Raw genomic sequence first — 15,069 nt, forward strand, 5'->3', positions numbered from 1 at the left:
TAACATCCTGCTTAACATCCGGCGCTGCACCTTTAGCAGATTCGGCAGCATTTTGGGCCGATGACTTAACATCCTGCTTAACATCCGGCGCTGCACCTTTAGCAGATTCGGCAGCATTTTGGGCCGATGACTTAACATCCTGCGCTGCACCTTTAGCAGATTCGGCAGCGCTTTGAGCAGATGACTTGATTGATTCAGCTACACTCTTGCCTGATGACTGAAGCGATTCGGCTGCGCTTTTTATAGAGGGCTCAACTGCTTTCGCTGTATCTTTTACAGTCGATCTCAGATCCTTAGTTGCCCCCTCAATTTCCTGAGCTACAGCTTTGGCAGAAGGCTTAATTTCATCGGCAGTGCTCTTAATAGAGTCCGCTGCACTTTGTACAGAAGGCTTGATACCTTCGACTGTCTGCTTGACTGAATCTTTTACTTCTCTAATCGTAGGTTTGACTTCCTCGGATGCACTCTTGACTGCATCTACTACAGAAGGCTTGGCTTCCCTAACTGTCTCGTTGACAGATTCGGCTATACCTTTAATCGAAGGCTTAGTTTCCTCAACAGTCTCCTTGACTGCTTCTGCTGTAGCTTTGATAGATGGTCTAACTTCCTCAGCAGTTTCCTTTACTACTGTCCCTAGCTCTTCTACAGTGTGTGTAATACCGTCTGCTACGCTGTGTGCTGCATCCCCTAAATTATCTACAGCACGGTTAACAGTATCAGCAGTACCTTTACCAATCATAGCGCCAGCAACTGAGCCTGCTACAGCACCAATAATGCCTCCAGAGCGAGCACCTAGTATACCACCGACTGCTGCTCCAGCTATCCTCGCACCAAGGCCTGAGCCTGATGATTGATCTTCCTGTGATTCTGCATTTTCGTTAGTCTGAGCCTGAAGCTGCTGGTTCTCGCTATTGTCAACATTCTTTTCCTGGGAGTCACGATTGGCTTCAGGCTGGTTAAAAGGCTGCTTATTATCAGTCATAGATATCCTTGGGTATTACTACTACATTCACTAGACTAACTATTTACTTCTAATAAAATCTACTGCCTAAGAACTAGATTTGGACTGTTACTTAAGAAGTAGATTTTTAAAGGTACTGACCGCTAGCGCGGTAGCGGCTCGCAGGGTAAGCTCATCTAATTTGGTATAAATCGTACTTGACAAAAAGGGCAAGATATAAAGGAATATCCTGTCAATAGCGGTTCTTTTGAACCCATTTGAGATATTTTGACGATGGACAGACAACGAGCGATGGATAGACAACGGACGATGGACAGACAACGGGCGAAAATAACTCATGTATACAGAGTTGTTAAGAGATTAACTATTTATATCTAAAACTAAGGAATGTTTATTAAATATCTCTTATACTTACAGGCGTAAATGCTTAATAAGTAGTGGCTTGTCAATTATAAATTAATGTTTAAAAACAATAAAAATATATTTTATGTTTAAAAAATATCATAATAAATGATTGAATTAACTGATTTGTTTTGTAGACGTTGCTGATTTACGGTCTGAAAGGCTAAATATGCAAGTCAGAGAAACCAGTATCCACAAAGATTCGGGATTTTCAACTAATTTTTTTCCTACCCTGATTAAGCAACGCCAGATTTTGGAGTTATCTAACTCACGAGGAGAGCTCTTGGAACAGCAACTTGACCGCTGTAGCCACCAGAGCCGATCGCACTTACGTGTAATTTGGCATAAGTTCGATCGCCCCCAACAAACTGAGCACAATCCAATTACTACCGGATCGGGGCTCAAAGTACCCGAGATCGACTACAGTAAACACAAAATATTATTGGCGGTAATTAGAGTGATTGAGACTTTAGCAACAGGAATCGCAGCAGCCGGTTCGCTGCTAGCATTGGGCGGATTGGGCCTAGAGTTGAACTATCGCCGGACTGGAAGTGCAAATAAACTAGAACTAACAGCCGGAGAATGGCGCTTAGCCATCTCGGAACCCAACCGCTATCTTTTAGTCGGGGAAATGGAGTTCCGCAACCTGACACAGCGGTTTGAGATTATGTTGCCGGAAGTGCGGGCGCAGGTGAAACTGTTGTCAGACGGAAGTTTGGATGGCGTTACTTCCCAGACAAAGGTGATTCCTTGCCACAAAGAGGCAGCAGCCAGAGCAGACGATTACTGGTTCGGCTATATTGTTAAAGCCCAAAAAACCACGAAAATTAAAGTTTCTGTAGACATTCAAGGGCAAGATTTAACCAAATTGCAGTCAGCTTGGGTGCAAGTACATTTCGTCACCTACGGCCCAAGTGGCCGCATCCCCAAAGTCCGTAACGTAGTAGTCCCGCTGCAATTTCCCAACTCCGACACCGTACCCATCGCCAGGAATGTCGGAGTTGCAGAAGTCTTGCCGATTCGCACTCACATACTGGCCGAATTGGACAATCCCGTCGAAATTGTCAAGCGGTACGTGCTCCCGCGCGCCCAGAAAGGTGATATTGTCGCCCTCGCAGAAACTCCCCTAGCTTTGATGCAGGGACGCTATCGCCATCCCAGCGAAGTCAAACCCGGATGGGCGGCAAAGCGAGTGTGCTTGTTTTTCTTGCCGATGTCGAGTTTGGCCACGGCTTGCGGAATGCAGACGTTGGTTGATGTAGTAGGCCCTTGGCGCGTAGTAGCAGCATTTGCGATCGGCGCTGTGGCGAAAATATTTGGCAAGCCGGGAGTCTTTTACCAACTAGCAGGGGAACAAGCCAGGCTGATCGACGACGTTACCGGGACTTTGCCTCCCTTCGACCAATTTATTGTCCTCGGCCCGGACAATCCCCAGAAAGTTGTAGAAGAAATTCAACGAGAAACCGGACTTGCGGCGGCGATCGTAGACGCTAATGACTTGAAAGCAGTTAAGATATTAGCAGCGACCTCCGATTTATCGGTAACATTCTTAGAGCAAGCCTTGCGAAGCAACCCCGCCGGGAATGCTGACGAGCGAACACCGGTCGTTTTAATTCGACCTCTGCCACAAAAATCTTGAGTTGAAAACAGAAAATTAAAAATTCAAAAAGATGATTTGAAATTTTTAATTTTCGATCGCGCAAGAAAGGGAGAAGAATCAAAAGTTATAAGTTTTGAACTCAAAATTTACCCATTCAAAACTCAAAACTTCTCTAACTTTTCCCCTTTCTGAATTTTTATTTTTAAATTTCCATTCTCCACTTTTATGCTATGACTTCATTTCCCTCCCAAAACCAAAACCAGGTTGTGATTCGCCCGTTTCAGTATCGCGACATCGAGGTGATGGAACAACTGTGCGCGGAAACAGCCGAAGAGCCAGAAAACAGCAAGGGCGGAAGCTGCGACGTGGTACTAGGTAGAAAGTTGCAGCAGATTCGTCGCTGGTACGGACTACTAAAGATTTTTAGCTTGTTTCCCAACCCTTGTCAGTCCCTGTTCCGTGCCCACGTTGCCGAAGAAGAGGGGAGCGTTAAGGGGATAATTCAGATTTCTCCTTTCAACCGCACCCGCAGCACTTGGCGGATCGATCGCATAGGAGTAGACCCGGAAGCCCGCAGCAAAGGAATTGGTTCCATGCTGCTGCGGTACTGCTTTGAGGCAGTCTGGGAGGCGCGGACGTGGCTGTTGGAAGTGAATGTCGGCGACAAAACTTCCTTGGCTTTATATCGGCAAAACGGGTTTCAGCCTTTGGCCCAGATGACATACTGGACGATCGCCCCAGAACGCCTGCAAGAAATGGCTTCCTCGACCCCAGATTTGCCCAACCTGCTGCCGGTGAGCAACGCCGACGCTCAGTTGCTATACCAACTGGATACCGCGTCTATGCCGCCGCTGGTGCGCCAAGTATTCGATCGCCACATTCAAGATTTCAAAACCAGTTTTTTCGGCGCTTTAGTCGAAGGTGTCAGACAGTGGCTGGCCAAAACCGAGGTAGTCAGCGGTTACGTGTTTGAACCCCAGCGCAAAGCCGCGATCGGCTATTTTCAGGTGCAGCTATCCCGCAACGGCCAGCAACCGCACGTCGCCCAGTTGACTGTACACCCGGCCTACACTTGGCTTTACCCAGAACTGCTGTCCCAGATGGCGCGGCTGGTTCAAGATTTCCCGGTTCAAAGCCTGCAACTGGCTTCCGCTGACTATCAGCCGGAACGGGAAGCTTATTTAGAGCAATTTGGAGCAGTGCGCCTGGAACACAGTTTGCTGATGTCTCGATCGGTGTGGCACAAATTGCGCGAGTCCAAGTTGGTCTCTCTCGAAGGACTCCAGCTATCAGAAATGCTGCAAAGCTTCCAGCCAACTCGCAAACCCGTACCAGGCCGGATGTCCTGGCTCGGCCCGATGGCTGGGGAAGCCACAGCAGGGCCCGCGTCGTCTGAGATTAAACCGCTGTTGGCTGACTCAGGAAACAGCCAAACGAATCAAGTTAACCCCTTGAACTTCCAGAATTCCGAATCAGCAGCAAGAGATCCCAGCAGCATTTTGCCTCTAAATTTGCCGGAGTTGCCTCTAGACGGCGGCGGGCCGGGAGAAGTGAATTCTTAATAAGTGAAAGCAGAAGGTAGAAGGTAGAAGGCAGAAAAAAAGAAAATTAATCATCCAAGAAATTCACTTTTTTCTGTCATCACCCCAAAATCTCCCTTCTGCTTTTGATTGATATCAACTTAAGATTACCTATTTTCTTCTTACTTTCTTCTGTTATTCCTTCGCGTCCTTAGCGTCTTCGCGGTTCGTTAAATAAGATTATTTCCGCAAAAAAAAAGTAAATCTAAAATCTAAAATCTAAAATCTAAAATTGATTGATTGATAATGTCCAACGATAAATTATGGATTTCAGCACTGGGATTAGATATCGGCCTCAAACGAGTCGGCATCGCCGGGTGTGACGGCACCGGTTTAATAGCTACGGGCATTACAACACTGGTACGATCGTCCTTCGATCGAGACGTAGCTTATCTCCGAGAGCTCGTGCGAGAGCGGAGAGTGCAAATTTTGGTTGCAGGCTTGCCCTACTCCCTGAGCGGAGAATTGGGCGCTCAAGCCCGACAGGTGCAGAAATATGCGAATCGCATCGCCTCCGCCTTAGAGCTCCCCCTAGAATACGTGGACGAGCGCCTGACTTCGGTTGAGGCAGAGGAATTGATGAAAGCTTCAGGGATTTCGCCGTCGCAAAATAATAAGGGTGCGATCGATCGCAAAGCAGCGGCCCTGATTTTGCAGCAGTGGCTAGACGAGCGGAGGCAAAATATCTGTGCCCTTCCCAATCCTTGATAGGTGGTAACAAAGGCGTGATATCCTGGTTGTGCAAGTTTGCTACGCACACCTGTAACCCTTGACAAACTGGAGAAAATTCTGCTGTACCCTTGGTACTGAAGAAGCACAAAATCGTGATTTGTCCTCAGTGTCGCTTGCTAACTCGACTGAGATTTAAACGCTGCACTCCTCGCCTGTGGAAAAGGCCGCGAGTCTCGCGGTTTAAGCTTGTGGACTGGCGATCGCCCATTTAGCCAGAATATCGCCACGAAAATTCCCCATTGTCAAGCAAACGTTACTGAATTATTGACGGAAAACTAAGATACACGCGATGTCCTCATCCCCATACCGCAAAAAAGAGAATGGCAATTCCAACGAAGAGTCCGTCACCCTGACGGATGAAGTTGGGCGATCGCTGACTTGCAACATAGAATATTCTATGAATCTCGAAGGTCAAGAATACGCTTTGCTGCTTCCGATTGACTCACCCGTAGAAATTTTTACTTGGCAGGGAGACGAGACGGACGAAGCAGCAATTCCTGTAGAAGACGAGACCGAAATTGACAAAATTTTTGAGACAGCTAAAGTTGTGCTGCAAGAGCAGAACTTGACGCTCCGACGCACAGCGGTGACGCTGACTGTGGTTGGCGAATTGCCGGAATTTCCCGAAGAGGATATGGCATCTGATGTCGATCCAGATGAGGAGTCTGAGTTCGAGGAACTGATGTGGCTGACCAGTTTCTACCACGAAGAACAGGAATATGCGATTTATACGCCTCTAGACCCGTTCTTTATCTTGGCTAGAATGGATGACGACGGTAAGCCAGAATTGCTTTCGGAAGAAGAGTTCCAAAGGCTGGAACCGATGTTACCTATGCTGGAAGACCAGTTCTTTGACGAGCTTGATTAGATATTAATTGCAGGCACAAGCCCTGATGGCAAAAAGCAGAATTTTTTACTATTTTATAAAAAAGTAAACTGCTCGCCCGATCGAACTTTTTCGAGGTGGCCGCTTCTGCCTTCGCGATCGGGCTTTTGAATTGGGCCGCGTGAATTGGGTCTTTTAAAGGGCTTGTATTCGTAACTTTTCGGTCATCAATCGCAGGTCATCAGTCATTAGTCGCTAGTTAACCGCCGCTTATCCAAGACAACGGACTATGAATAAAGAACAAATGACAAAAGGCAGCGCGCGCGAGAGCCGAAAAGGTACTCCGCAAGTCTCTAAATGGTTGTTTTATCTGGCGTTGCTGCCGGCAATCTGGGGAGTTTGCGCTTGGCAGGGCTGGGCTTGGTGGAGCTGGGCTTCAGCGGCGCCTAAAATAACATCCTCATCGGGGAATCCGGCAGAAGATCCTGCTGTTTCGATCCAAATCCCGGAGGGTACTCCCAGTCAAAAAATCGGCCGGGATTTAGAGGCCGCAGGGTTGATTCGATCGAGCTCGGCATGGAATATGTGGGCCCGCTGGCTGACTCTGCAAAACCGCGAGGGAGGTTTTCAAGCAGGAACTTACCAACTGTCGCCGACTCAGCCTCTGAGTGCAGTTGCTGACAAAATTTGGAAGGGCGAAGTCGTACAGCAGAGTTTCACGATTCCAGAAGGGTGGTCGCTGCAACAAATGAGCGCTTATTTTGAAGCGCAAGGTTTTTTTCCGGCTAAGGAGTTTATGGCGGCCGCGAGTCAAATTCCTTACGCTCAATACCCTTGGCTGCCGAGCGGATTGCCTCATTTGGAAGGTTTTTTGTACCCGGATACTTATCAGCTAGACGGCGATAGAATTACTCCTCAAGCTGCGATAGCACAAATGCTCACCCGTTTCGAGCAGACAGCTTTGCCGGTATATCAAAAAAATCAGAATAATACAAAGCTCTCTCTCAAAGAATGGGTGACTTTGGCCAGTATTGTAGAAAAAGAAGCTGTGGTTGCTTCCGAGCGGAACCGCATTTCAGGAGTGTTCAACAACCGTCTGAAAAAGGGAATGGCGTTGGGTTCTGACCCGACAGTTGAATACGCTCTTGGCATCAGGCAAACTAAGGAAAAGCCTCTGACTTTTAAGCAAGTAGAAACGCCTTCTCCTTACAATACTTATATAAATCCCGGACTACCCCCAACTCCGATCGCATCTCCGGGAATAGCAAGTTTGGAGGCGACTCTGACTCCAGAAAATACAGAATATCTGTATTTCATGGCGCGGTACGACGGCACTCACATTTTCAGTCGCACTCTGGCCGAACACAATGCTGCTGTGGCTCAAGTTGACCAAAAAGTGCGATCGGCTCAATAGATGGGCAATGACTAATAAAAAAGTAAAAAGTCAAAAGTAACAAAGGAAAAGCAATAATTATTCACTTTTGATTTTTTACTTTTTCAATCTTTAACTCCCAATTTCTTATTTCTCAATCTAAAATCTAAAATCTAAAATCTAAAATCATTATGACTTGGGGTAAATTACTACAGCCTGACTTAGTTCTAGGCGATTCAGTCATGAAGTTAACGGCTGATATTCTGGAGAAACATCAGATTAAAGGATTAGTGTTGGATGTGGACGAAACTCTCGTTCCCATTACGGCAATGAATGCTTCTCCTGAACTCAGCTTGTGGGTACAAGAAATTAGACCCGTGGTATCGCTATGGTTGGCAAGCAATAATTTAAGTCAAAATCGGATCGGTCGAATTGCTGAGTCTTTGAATCTACCATACATCACGGGTGCGGCTAAGCCGTCCCGCCGCAAGTTGCGAAAAGCTGTGACGGCGATGAATTTGCCGGTGGAACAGGTGGCGATGGTGGGCGATCGACTTTTTACTGATGTTTTAGCAGGCAATCGTTTGGGTATGTTCACTATTTTAGTGGAACCAATGGTTGATGCTGGGTATGCGCTTCGCAAGTATCCGGTGCGCTCTTTTGAAGTTTGGGTTTCTCAAGCTTTGGGGGCTTCTCTGAAAATTAAAGATTAGTCAGTAGTCATTAGTCATTAGTCATTAGTCATTAATGCGGAGGGCGGGTTTATAAATATCCACGACGTGAATCATAGATTTTGGTGAAGCCGCCCCTACAGTATTGTTATAATCAACTAGACATCTCCAGAAAAGCCAGCTTTGAACAGGCAGGATGCCTGTTCCACAATAATTATTGGAGATGTCTACTGGAAATGATATTATCACTAATAACTAATAACTACCGACTACTGACTACTGACTACTGACTGCTGACTACTGACTACTGACTGCTGACTAATGACTACTGACTAATGACTAAAACTATTGTTGTTAAAATTGGAACTTCGACTCTGACTCGATCGACTACAGGAAACTTAGCCCTTTCAACTATTGCTGCATTGGTCGAAATTTTAGCTGATTTGCGGCAGCAAGGTCATCGAGTAGTGTTGGTTTCTTCGGGTGCAGTTGGGGTGGGCTGCGCGCGCTTGGGTTTGACGGAACGCCCGCGAAATATTGCTATGAAACAGGCTGTGGCGGCTGTGGGCCAAGGGCGGCTGATGCGGGTGTACGATGACTTGTTTACTACTCTACAACAGCCGATCGCTCAAGTATTGCTCACCAGGGGCGATTTAGTGCAGCGTAATGGTTATGTTAACGCTTGCAATACTTTTCAGCAACTGCTCAGGTTGGGCGTGATTCCGATCGTCAATGAAAACGATACTGTAGCGGTAGACGAGCTCAAATTTGGCGATAACGACACGCTTTCGGCGCTAGTAGCGAGTTTGGTAGAAGCAGATTGGTTGTTTGTGCTCACAGATGTCGATCGACTGTATTCCGCAGATCCGCGCAGCAATCCCGACGCGCAGCCGATCGCCCTAGTCCAAAGTATGGCACAGCTAACAGAATTTCAGGTGCAAACAGGTGATTCCCGCAGCGGCTGGGGAACCGGCGGTATGGTGACAAAAATTGAAGCGGCGAGAATAGCAACTGCATCGGGAGTGCGTACAGTCATCACTGACGGCTGCTTTCCTGGTAATATCGAGAAAATACTCAAGGGAGAGTCGATCGGTACTCAATTTGAGCCTCAACCGCGCCCTGTAAACGCTCGCAAACACTGGATAGCTAACGTGCTAATTCCGGCCGGAAAACTATATTTAGATGCCGGTGCTGTCAAGGCAATTTCCCAGGGCGGAAAATCGCTTTTAGCTGCGGGTATTGCTCAAGTAGAAGGAGAATTTCAAGCTGATGATTCCGTGCAGTTGTGCGATGCAGCCGGCAAGCAAATTGCTAGAGGACTTGTGAATTATACCAGTTTAGAATTGAGACAAATCCAGGGCTGCAAGTCCGAGAAAATTGCTGAAATTTTAGGCTATGCAGGCGTAGAAACGGCGGTACACCGAGATAATTTAGTGATTGTTTAAACTAACAAATATCGAGACAGTCGATCGGGCAATGAGCGAAGGCAGAAATTGAGGATATTTGCAGCACAGTCTTGCAAGAATTTGTTTGGCTGTGTCGGAACAGCTCGTTTATTGCTTCTGTAAACAGTTCAAATACATTTTGTGCTAATTCTAAAGCTGCTTGGCATTCTGCATTAGTAAGTTCGATCTCTGCTAAAACTTCCAACATCTCTGGCGTGTTTAAAAGGTGATAATTTTCTAAACCCCCATAACCTCCTCCAAAATCAACATATTCTTTTTGGGTAACTTGCTGTAATTCCATTACCACTGCAAGCGCCGCCTCAAAAAAAACTTTTGCCGTTCCTTCGAGGACTTCCACTAACACCAGTTTCTCAATGGGAGAGGCTTTCCAAGCGTAGCGTTCGAGCACTGAACATAGCGATCGAGTTTTTTTAGTTTCTTCACCCCAAAGCAGTCTGAAGTCACCGTAACTCATTAATTGGTTTAAGCCTAGTTCCTCTAGGTATTCTAGATAGTCGTGCCAATAATAGTTGGTTTTATAAGTATATTTATTAATTAGTTCCTGAACTTTGCTATTACTAGAAGATTCTCGCAATACATATTTATTTAAATCGCTCAATCCCACAGCCAAAGGAGCGAGTACAGGTGCAAAAATTAGTCGTTGATTCGCGTGGATGTGTTTATTGGCTAGAAAGTCAAACAAGGGTAATTTTGCAAACTCTTGCTTTTTGGCTTCAATGAATGCTACAATGGATTTCATACTTTTTTCGCCTGAATGGTTGCTGTCAAGATAATCTTCATACCTCTGTTAATTATCTATATTTTCGAGCCTAAATAATTGTGTTTATTATCATACATATTTGTATTTGAGATCATAGGTAAGACTGTTTGCAGTCACAGGAAATTGTGACTTGTATCATATTGTGCCAGAAGTGCGAGCATCTTGTTCGCTAGAGATAAAATGTTCTATAGCAATCCTAAATCATTCATGTAAATTTGTAGGGGTAGTGCCTTTCTTTGCCTACCTCCTATCTATCGGGGCAACCACGGGGGGATGGCCCCTACAATAATTACGCGAATGATTTAGGGTTGCTATACATTTAGATTGGATATTTAGGGCCTTGCTCAAAGCCACCCCACAAGAGTTTGATTATTTATTGACCGATAATTTAAAGGCTGATTAACTTAATATAGGCAAATGAGCATTCTGCTCGAACTCCTAAAAAATGCTGTTTACAAAATCGGGATGCTCCCTGCAAATCAGTCCTAGACGCATAGGAGTCTCCCAACCAGGTTTCTTCGGAGATTCATCGCTGCTCAACAAAAATTTTTGTGAGAAACCCGGTTTCTTTAACCCTTGGTTTTATTGGTTCTTCCCTCTTTTCTCTTCCCTCTTCTTCTTCCTTCTTCCTTCTTCCGGCGGCCATAAGTCTCCAAATGACAATTTCCAATTCTCAGAATTGCCTTTAGGTGCGTTGTGAGTTACTCTATCTTTTGGATCAGTTAACACAATTATAGGAGTTAATCTTGGAACGGACTTTTTTAGCGATTAAGCCCGACGGCGTACAACGCGGACTCGTCGGCGAAATTATCGGTCGTTTTGAAGCCAAGGGCTTTAAGCTAGTTGGTATGAAGCTAATGACGGCGAGTCGCGAACTAGCGGAACAACATTATGATGTTCACAAAGAAAAAGCCTTCTTTGCTGGATTGGTAAACTTTATCACTTCAGGCCCTGTTGTGGCGATGGTGTGGGAAGGCGACGGCGTTGTGGCGTCGGCGAGAAAAATCATTGGCGCAACAAATCCTCTGAATGCAGAACCGGCGACAATTCGGGGCGATTTTGCCGTCAATGTCGGCCGTAATCTGATTCACGGTTCTGATGCTGTCGAGACTGCCCGTGCGGAAATTAGCCTTTGGTTCAAGGAAGAAGAATTGAGTGCTTGGACACCTTCTTTAACTCCTTGGATTGTGGAATAGTTTTGATATTCTCCCGATGGTTAATCGGGAGATATAGCCTTTCTCAGTAACATGAGGTGCACGCTTGATAAGCGGGCATAGGGCATAGGGCATAGGGCATAGGGCATAGGGTATACCTCACCAAGATTGAGAACTGCTATAGCCTTTCTCAGATAGATGATATCGATTCCGGTTGCAGCGTCCGTGATTGTTGACTGTTGACTGTTGACAAGGGAAATATTTTACACCTAATTTCCACCTCCCAGATTCATCTGTGGAGTCAATTCTAAAATCTAAAATCTAAAATCTAAAATCTAAAATCTAAAATCGACTGACTGTTGACTCGATGTTAAAAAAATGAAAATTGCGCGAATTATTTATTGGTAGCTTGATTAGACTTTACGCCAGACTTCGGAGCGCGGATTTGAGATGATTCCGGGGTAGCCGGAATTGATATGAAATATCATGTCGCTGACTCACTCATAACCGTAAAATATAGAAGAGTTTGAGATTTTTACTCGTTACCAGGAGCTTCCTGGTAACGAGAAGAAAAAACGTTAATCGGAACTTAAAAACTCCAGATAATTATTAGTCAATTCTTTGACTGCTAATTCGTAAAACTGCTGACCGTGTTCGGGGGTTGCTAAGCCCGGATTTGAACCCATTCTCCCGTCGGGAAATCGGCGGCGGAAGTCAGCAGCACCGAAAATTTTGTGCCCGGAAGCGACTTCTTCCGAAAGCGGAGCTTGCTTGATTGCTTCTGGATAAAGGTACTGGGTTAAGGCGATTTCGCTGGGGGTGGCGTGGGAACCTTCTTGGTTTCCGTATAATTCTTTTGCTAGTTTGTACACGGAACCGCACATGAACCAGTTGCCGATTTGACACTGGATTCGATCGGCATTTGGTAAATTTAAGTCTGATAAATGCGCGTATGTCTCGGAAAATGCTGCTTTCATTGTCGCAATGTTGCCACCATGACCGTTAATGAAGAAATATTTCTCAAATCCCGCTTTTGCCAAAGATGTGATATAATCCCTGATTACCAGTATCAGCGTCTGCGGTCGGAAGCTGATTGTGCCGGGAAAGCTGGTGTGGTGCAAGGCCATCCCGACATTAATTGTGGGGCCGATTAAGGCATTGGCAGCTTCGCCGACACCGCGGGCGATCGCCTCGGCAGCAATGGCGTCAGTCCCGATCAAGCCGGTGGGCCCGTGCTGTTCGGTGGAGCCGATCGGGATAATTATGCCTCGGGAGCTTTCGAGATAAGCTTCTACCTCGGGCCAGGTACTCAAATGCAGCAACATGATAGGCAGTCTACAGAATTTTTACTTGCTATCGTCGATCGTAGCCGGCACGGGAAAAAAAAGGACTTTGGGCAAACTTATTATTGTATTATTAAAAAAAGCTCTACAGTGCCATCGCACCTTTACCGTTATATTACTTAACGTTAATAATTTAACCACTTGATGGCCAAAACTTTACCTTTTAATAACCTTTTAAGAGTAGTATAACTAGCATATCCCTCTAGATTGGGTGTTACGTGGTCAATTAACAGCGGGCAATGTTTTATGAAATTAACACCGACCCCGAAAAATGACCAGACTTCTGTGGCCTGCACGCAGGCAGACACCGCGGTTCCGGCAACTGCTCTACGGCTGTATTCCTTACACGAGCAAGTAGCAAAGGTCGAGCGCGTGTCTGTGGGATGGACTGACGAAAGATTCTAAGCGATCGAACAAATGGCGATCGTACAAGCGATCGCAGCGCGAGAGTACCTCAGCTACTGAAGAAGGTACCTCGCGCTAGCCACATACAAACATCACTCCCACTGATATTTATGTCTTCTGCTGAATTAAGCGAAAGTCCTTCAAGGTTGGCTGTTGGACAAGCCGGCCGTATTTTGTTATTGGAAGGTGAAGATCTGTTGCGGGAAATGCTAGCTTTAGCCCTTAAAGAACAGGGCTATGAGGTGGTGGTTACTAGCGACGGGCGTAACGCTCTACCTTCTGTACAGGCTGCTTCGTCATACCACGGTGAATTTGCCTTCAACCTGTTAATTATGGATTCAATTAACGGTTTGGATCTGTGTCGAATGTTACGGCATCAAGGAAATCCCGTCCCTATTTTGATTATCGGTGCTAGAGGAAGTGCCAACAATTGCGCTTTTTACCTAGAAGCCGGATCGGATGATTATCTGACCAAGCCTTTTGGAATGCGGGAGTTTATCGCTCGCTGTCGGGCGCTGATGCGACGCCAGCGCCTCGGTCAGTTGCGACAACCGATGATGCTGCAATATAAGAGCATAACTCTGTATCCTGAAGAGTGCCGCGTGTTGGTTCGTGGTCTGGAAGTGAAATTTTCTCCTAAACAGTTTCGCTTACTAGAACTATTTATGAGTTATCCCCGGCGAGTTTGGTCTCGCGATCAGTTGCTGGAAAAAATTTGGGGCCAAGATTTTATCGGAGACAGCAAAACAGTTGATGTTCACATCCGCTGGCTACGCGAAAAGTTGGAAATAGATCCGGGCCAACCGGAATATATCATTACGGTACGCGGATTTGGGTATCGATTTGGTTAAATTTTTAAATCAGTTGTAGGGTGGCAAATTGCAGTCAAATAGACAAATAAGGACACAAAAATATTGTGTCCTTATTTGTCTATGGAGGGTGTGCAATACAATAGCTTGGAGGTGCAACCAGTATATGTCTTCCAGCTACCGTTGCCGTTCTCTTTTACCCTGGGCGCTGGGTATAACTCAAAACTCCCCTGTCCACTGCCAACAATGAAGTTTCGAGCAATCTCCTGCAACCGCAACAGCCGCCACCATATCTGAACTCGGAATTAATTCCATTAAAGACCATCTCGATGCTTCTTCGGGGTTGTCTTCAACATTTAACAGCGCGGCAGGTTCTCCGGGTGCGAGGCTGACATCAAACTGATTCAGGGGAATAGAAAGTCCTTTACCGACTGCTTTGATATAAGCTTCTTTGCGAGTCCAACAGGTGAAAAAAGCTTTAGGCTGGAGATGTTCTGGGAGCGAAAGCAACACAGAGTATTCTAAGGGTGAAAAAAACTTTTCAGCAATTTGCAGGCAAGGAAAATTGGGATTGATGCCTTCAATATCGACACCAATATCTCGATTTTTGGTAATCGCAATTAAAGCCATGTTTCCTGAGTGTGACACATTGAAACGCAGGGTATTTCCACCTTGGGCGGCGATAAGAGAGGGTTTGCCGTAGGGATTGTAGTCAAAGCGCAAAATGTGAGAATTTATGTTAAGATAGCTACTCAGAATTGCTCTCAGCGCGCCACGACTCACAATAAATTGCGATCGACCTTTGGGAAAGTGAAAACCCTCAGCTTTTGTCCGCTCGTCTGTAGAGAGAGTCTCTTGTAAACTCTGCAACCAAGATTCTGTTTGAGCCAGAGACACACGCCAAACATGAATTTCGCCCAGATCCAATGTCAAGTCTAGGGGTGGAGAATTCCACGAAGGAACAACAGCAATCATGTATTTAACCTGC

The 15,069-nt window shown here is 46.0% G+C and carries 14 protein-coding genes; 9 read left to right on the forward strand and 5 right to left on the reverse strand.

Annotated features, from left to right (window positions below):
• The coding region (locus QUB06_RS14805) for a hypothetical protein (protein WP_333435889.1) at positions 1-982 on the reverse strand (982 nt) is incomplete at its 3' end.
• Positions 983-1,820: 838 nt separating this feature from the next.
• Between QUB06_RS14805 and QUB06_RS14810 the strand changes: the two genes are divergently transcribed.
• The 7 genes from QUB06_RS14810 to proB all read left to right on the forward strand — a co-directional run bounded on the left by QUB06_RS14810 (position 1,821) and on the right by proB (position 9,589).
• The gene (locus QUB06_RS14810; protein ID WP_333435939.1) at positions 1,821-3,002 is read left to right on the forward strand and encodes a F420-0:Gamma-glutamyl ligase; all 1,182 of its coding nucleotides are present in this window, start codon (positions 1,821-1,823) and stop codon (positions 3,000-3,002) included.
• 191 nt (positions 3,003-3,193) lie between these two features.
• Positions 3,194-4,525 carry a GNAT family N-acetyltransferase gene (locus QUB06_RS14815; RefSeq protein WP_333435890.1) on the forward strand — a complete coding sequence of 444 codons (1,332 nt, stop codon included), beginning with the start codon at positions 3,194-3,196 and terminating at the stop codon, positions 4,523-4,525.
• Between the two features lie 264 nt (positions 4,526-4,789).
• On the forward strand, positions 4,790-5,251 hold the full coding sequence (ruvX, locus tag QUB06_RS14820; protein ID WP_333435891.1) for a Holliday junction resolvase RuvX: 462 nt from the start codon (positions 4,790-4,792) through the stop codon (positions 5,249-5,251).
• Between the two features lie 313 nt (positions 5,252-5,564).
• Positions 5,565-6,143 (forward strand): DUF3727 domain-containing protein, encoded by a 579-nt coding sequence (locus QUB06_RS14825; protein ID WP_333051560.1) that lies wholly within the window; start codon positions 5,565-5,567, stop codon positions 6,141-6,143.
• A 247-nt stretch (positions 6,144-6,390) separates the two neighbouring features.
• Positions 6,391-7,515 carry an endolytic transglycosylase MltG gene (gene mltG, locus QUB06_RS14830; protein ID WP_333435892.1) on the forward strand — a complete coding sequence of 375 codons (1,125 nt, stop codon included), beginning with the start codon at positions 6,391-6,393 and terminating at the stop codon, positions 7,513-7,515.
• 149 nt (positions 7,516-7,664) lie between these two features.
• Entirely contained in the window at positions 7,665-8,186 is a 522-nt protein-coding gene (locus tag QUB06_RS14835) for a YqeG family HAD IIIA-type phosphatase (protein WP_333435893.1), read from the forward strand.
• Positions 8,187-8,479: 293 nt separating this feature from the next.
• Positions 8,480-9,589: a glutamate 5-kinase gene (proB, locus tag QUB06_RS14840; protein WP_333435894.1), complete on the forward strand. Its 1,110-nt coding sequence runs from the start codon at positions 8,480-8,482 to the stop codon at positions 9,587-9,589.
• 1 nt (position 9,590) lies between these two features.
• Here the strand turns inward: proB and QUB06_RS14845 are convergent, their stop codons facing one another.
• Positions 9,591-10,349 (reverse strand): hypothetical protein, encoded by a 759-nt coding sequence (locus QUB06_RS14845; RefSeq protein ID WP_333435895.1) that lies wholly within the window; start codon positions 10,347-10,349, stop codon positions 9,591-9,593.
• A gap of 603 nt (positions 10,350-10,952) precedes the next feature.
• Complete coding sequence (locus tag QUB06_RS14850) at positions 10,953-11,099, reverse strand: hypothetical protein (RefSeq protein ID WP_333435896.1); 147 nt, start codon at positions 11,097-11,099, stop codon at positions 10,953-10,955.
• A 17-nt stretch (positions 11,100-11,116) separates the two neighbouring features.
• On the opposite strand from QUB06_RS14850, the gene ndk reads away from it, so the two are divergent.
• The gene (ndk, locus tag QUB06_RS14855) at positions 11,117-11,566 is read left to right on the forward strand and encodes a nucleoside-diphosphate kinase (protein ID WP_333280390.1); all 450 of its coding nucleotides are present in this window, start codon (positions 11,117-11,119) and stop codon (positions 11,564-11,566) included.
• 536 nt (positions 11,567-12,102) lie between these two features.
• Here ndk and QUB06_RS14860 read toward each other — a convergent pair.
• Positions 12,103-12,849, reverse strand: coding sequence for a creatininase family protein (locus QUB06_RS14860; RefSeq protein WP_333435897.1), 747 nt, complete (start codon positions 12,847-12,849; stop codon positions 12,103-12,105).
• A gap of 533 nt (positions 12,850-13,382) precedes the next feature.
• Between QUB06_RS14860 and QUB06_RS14865 the strand changes: the two genes are divergently transcribed.
• On the forward strand, positions 13,383-14,123 hold the full coding sequence (locus tag QUB06_RS14865; protein WP_333051578.1) for a response regulator transcription factor: 741 nt from the start codon (positions 13,383-13,385) through the stop codon (positions 14,121-14,123).
• A 177-nt stretch (positions 14,124-14,300) separates the two neighbouring features.
• On the opposite strand, the gene QUB06_RS14870 is transcribed toward QUB06_RS14865, so the two are convergent.
• Entirely contained in the window at positions 14,301-15,056 is a 756-nt protein-coding gene (locus QUB06_RS14870) for a 4'-phosphopantetheinyl transferase superfamily protein (RefSeq protein ID WP_333435898.1), read from the reverse strand.
• Positions 15,057-15,069: the final 13 nt, after the last annotated feature.

It is taken from the genome of Microcoleus sp. D2_18a_D3, from assembly GCF_036702455.1.
Taxonomy (GTDB): domain Bacteria; phylum Cyanobacteriota; class Cyanobacteriia; order Cyanobacteriales; family Microcoleaceae; genus Microcoleus.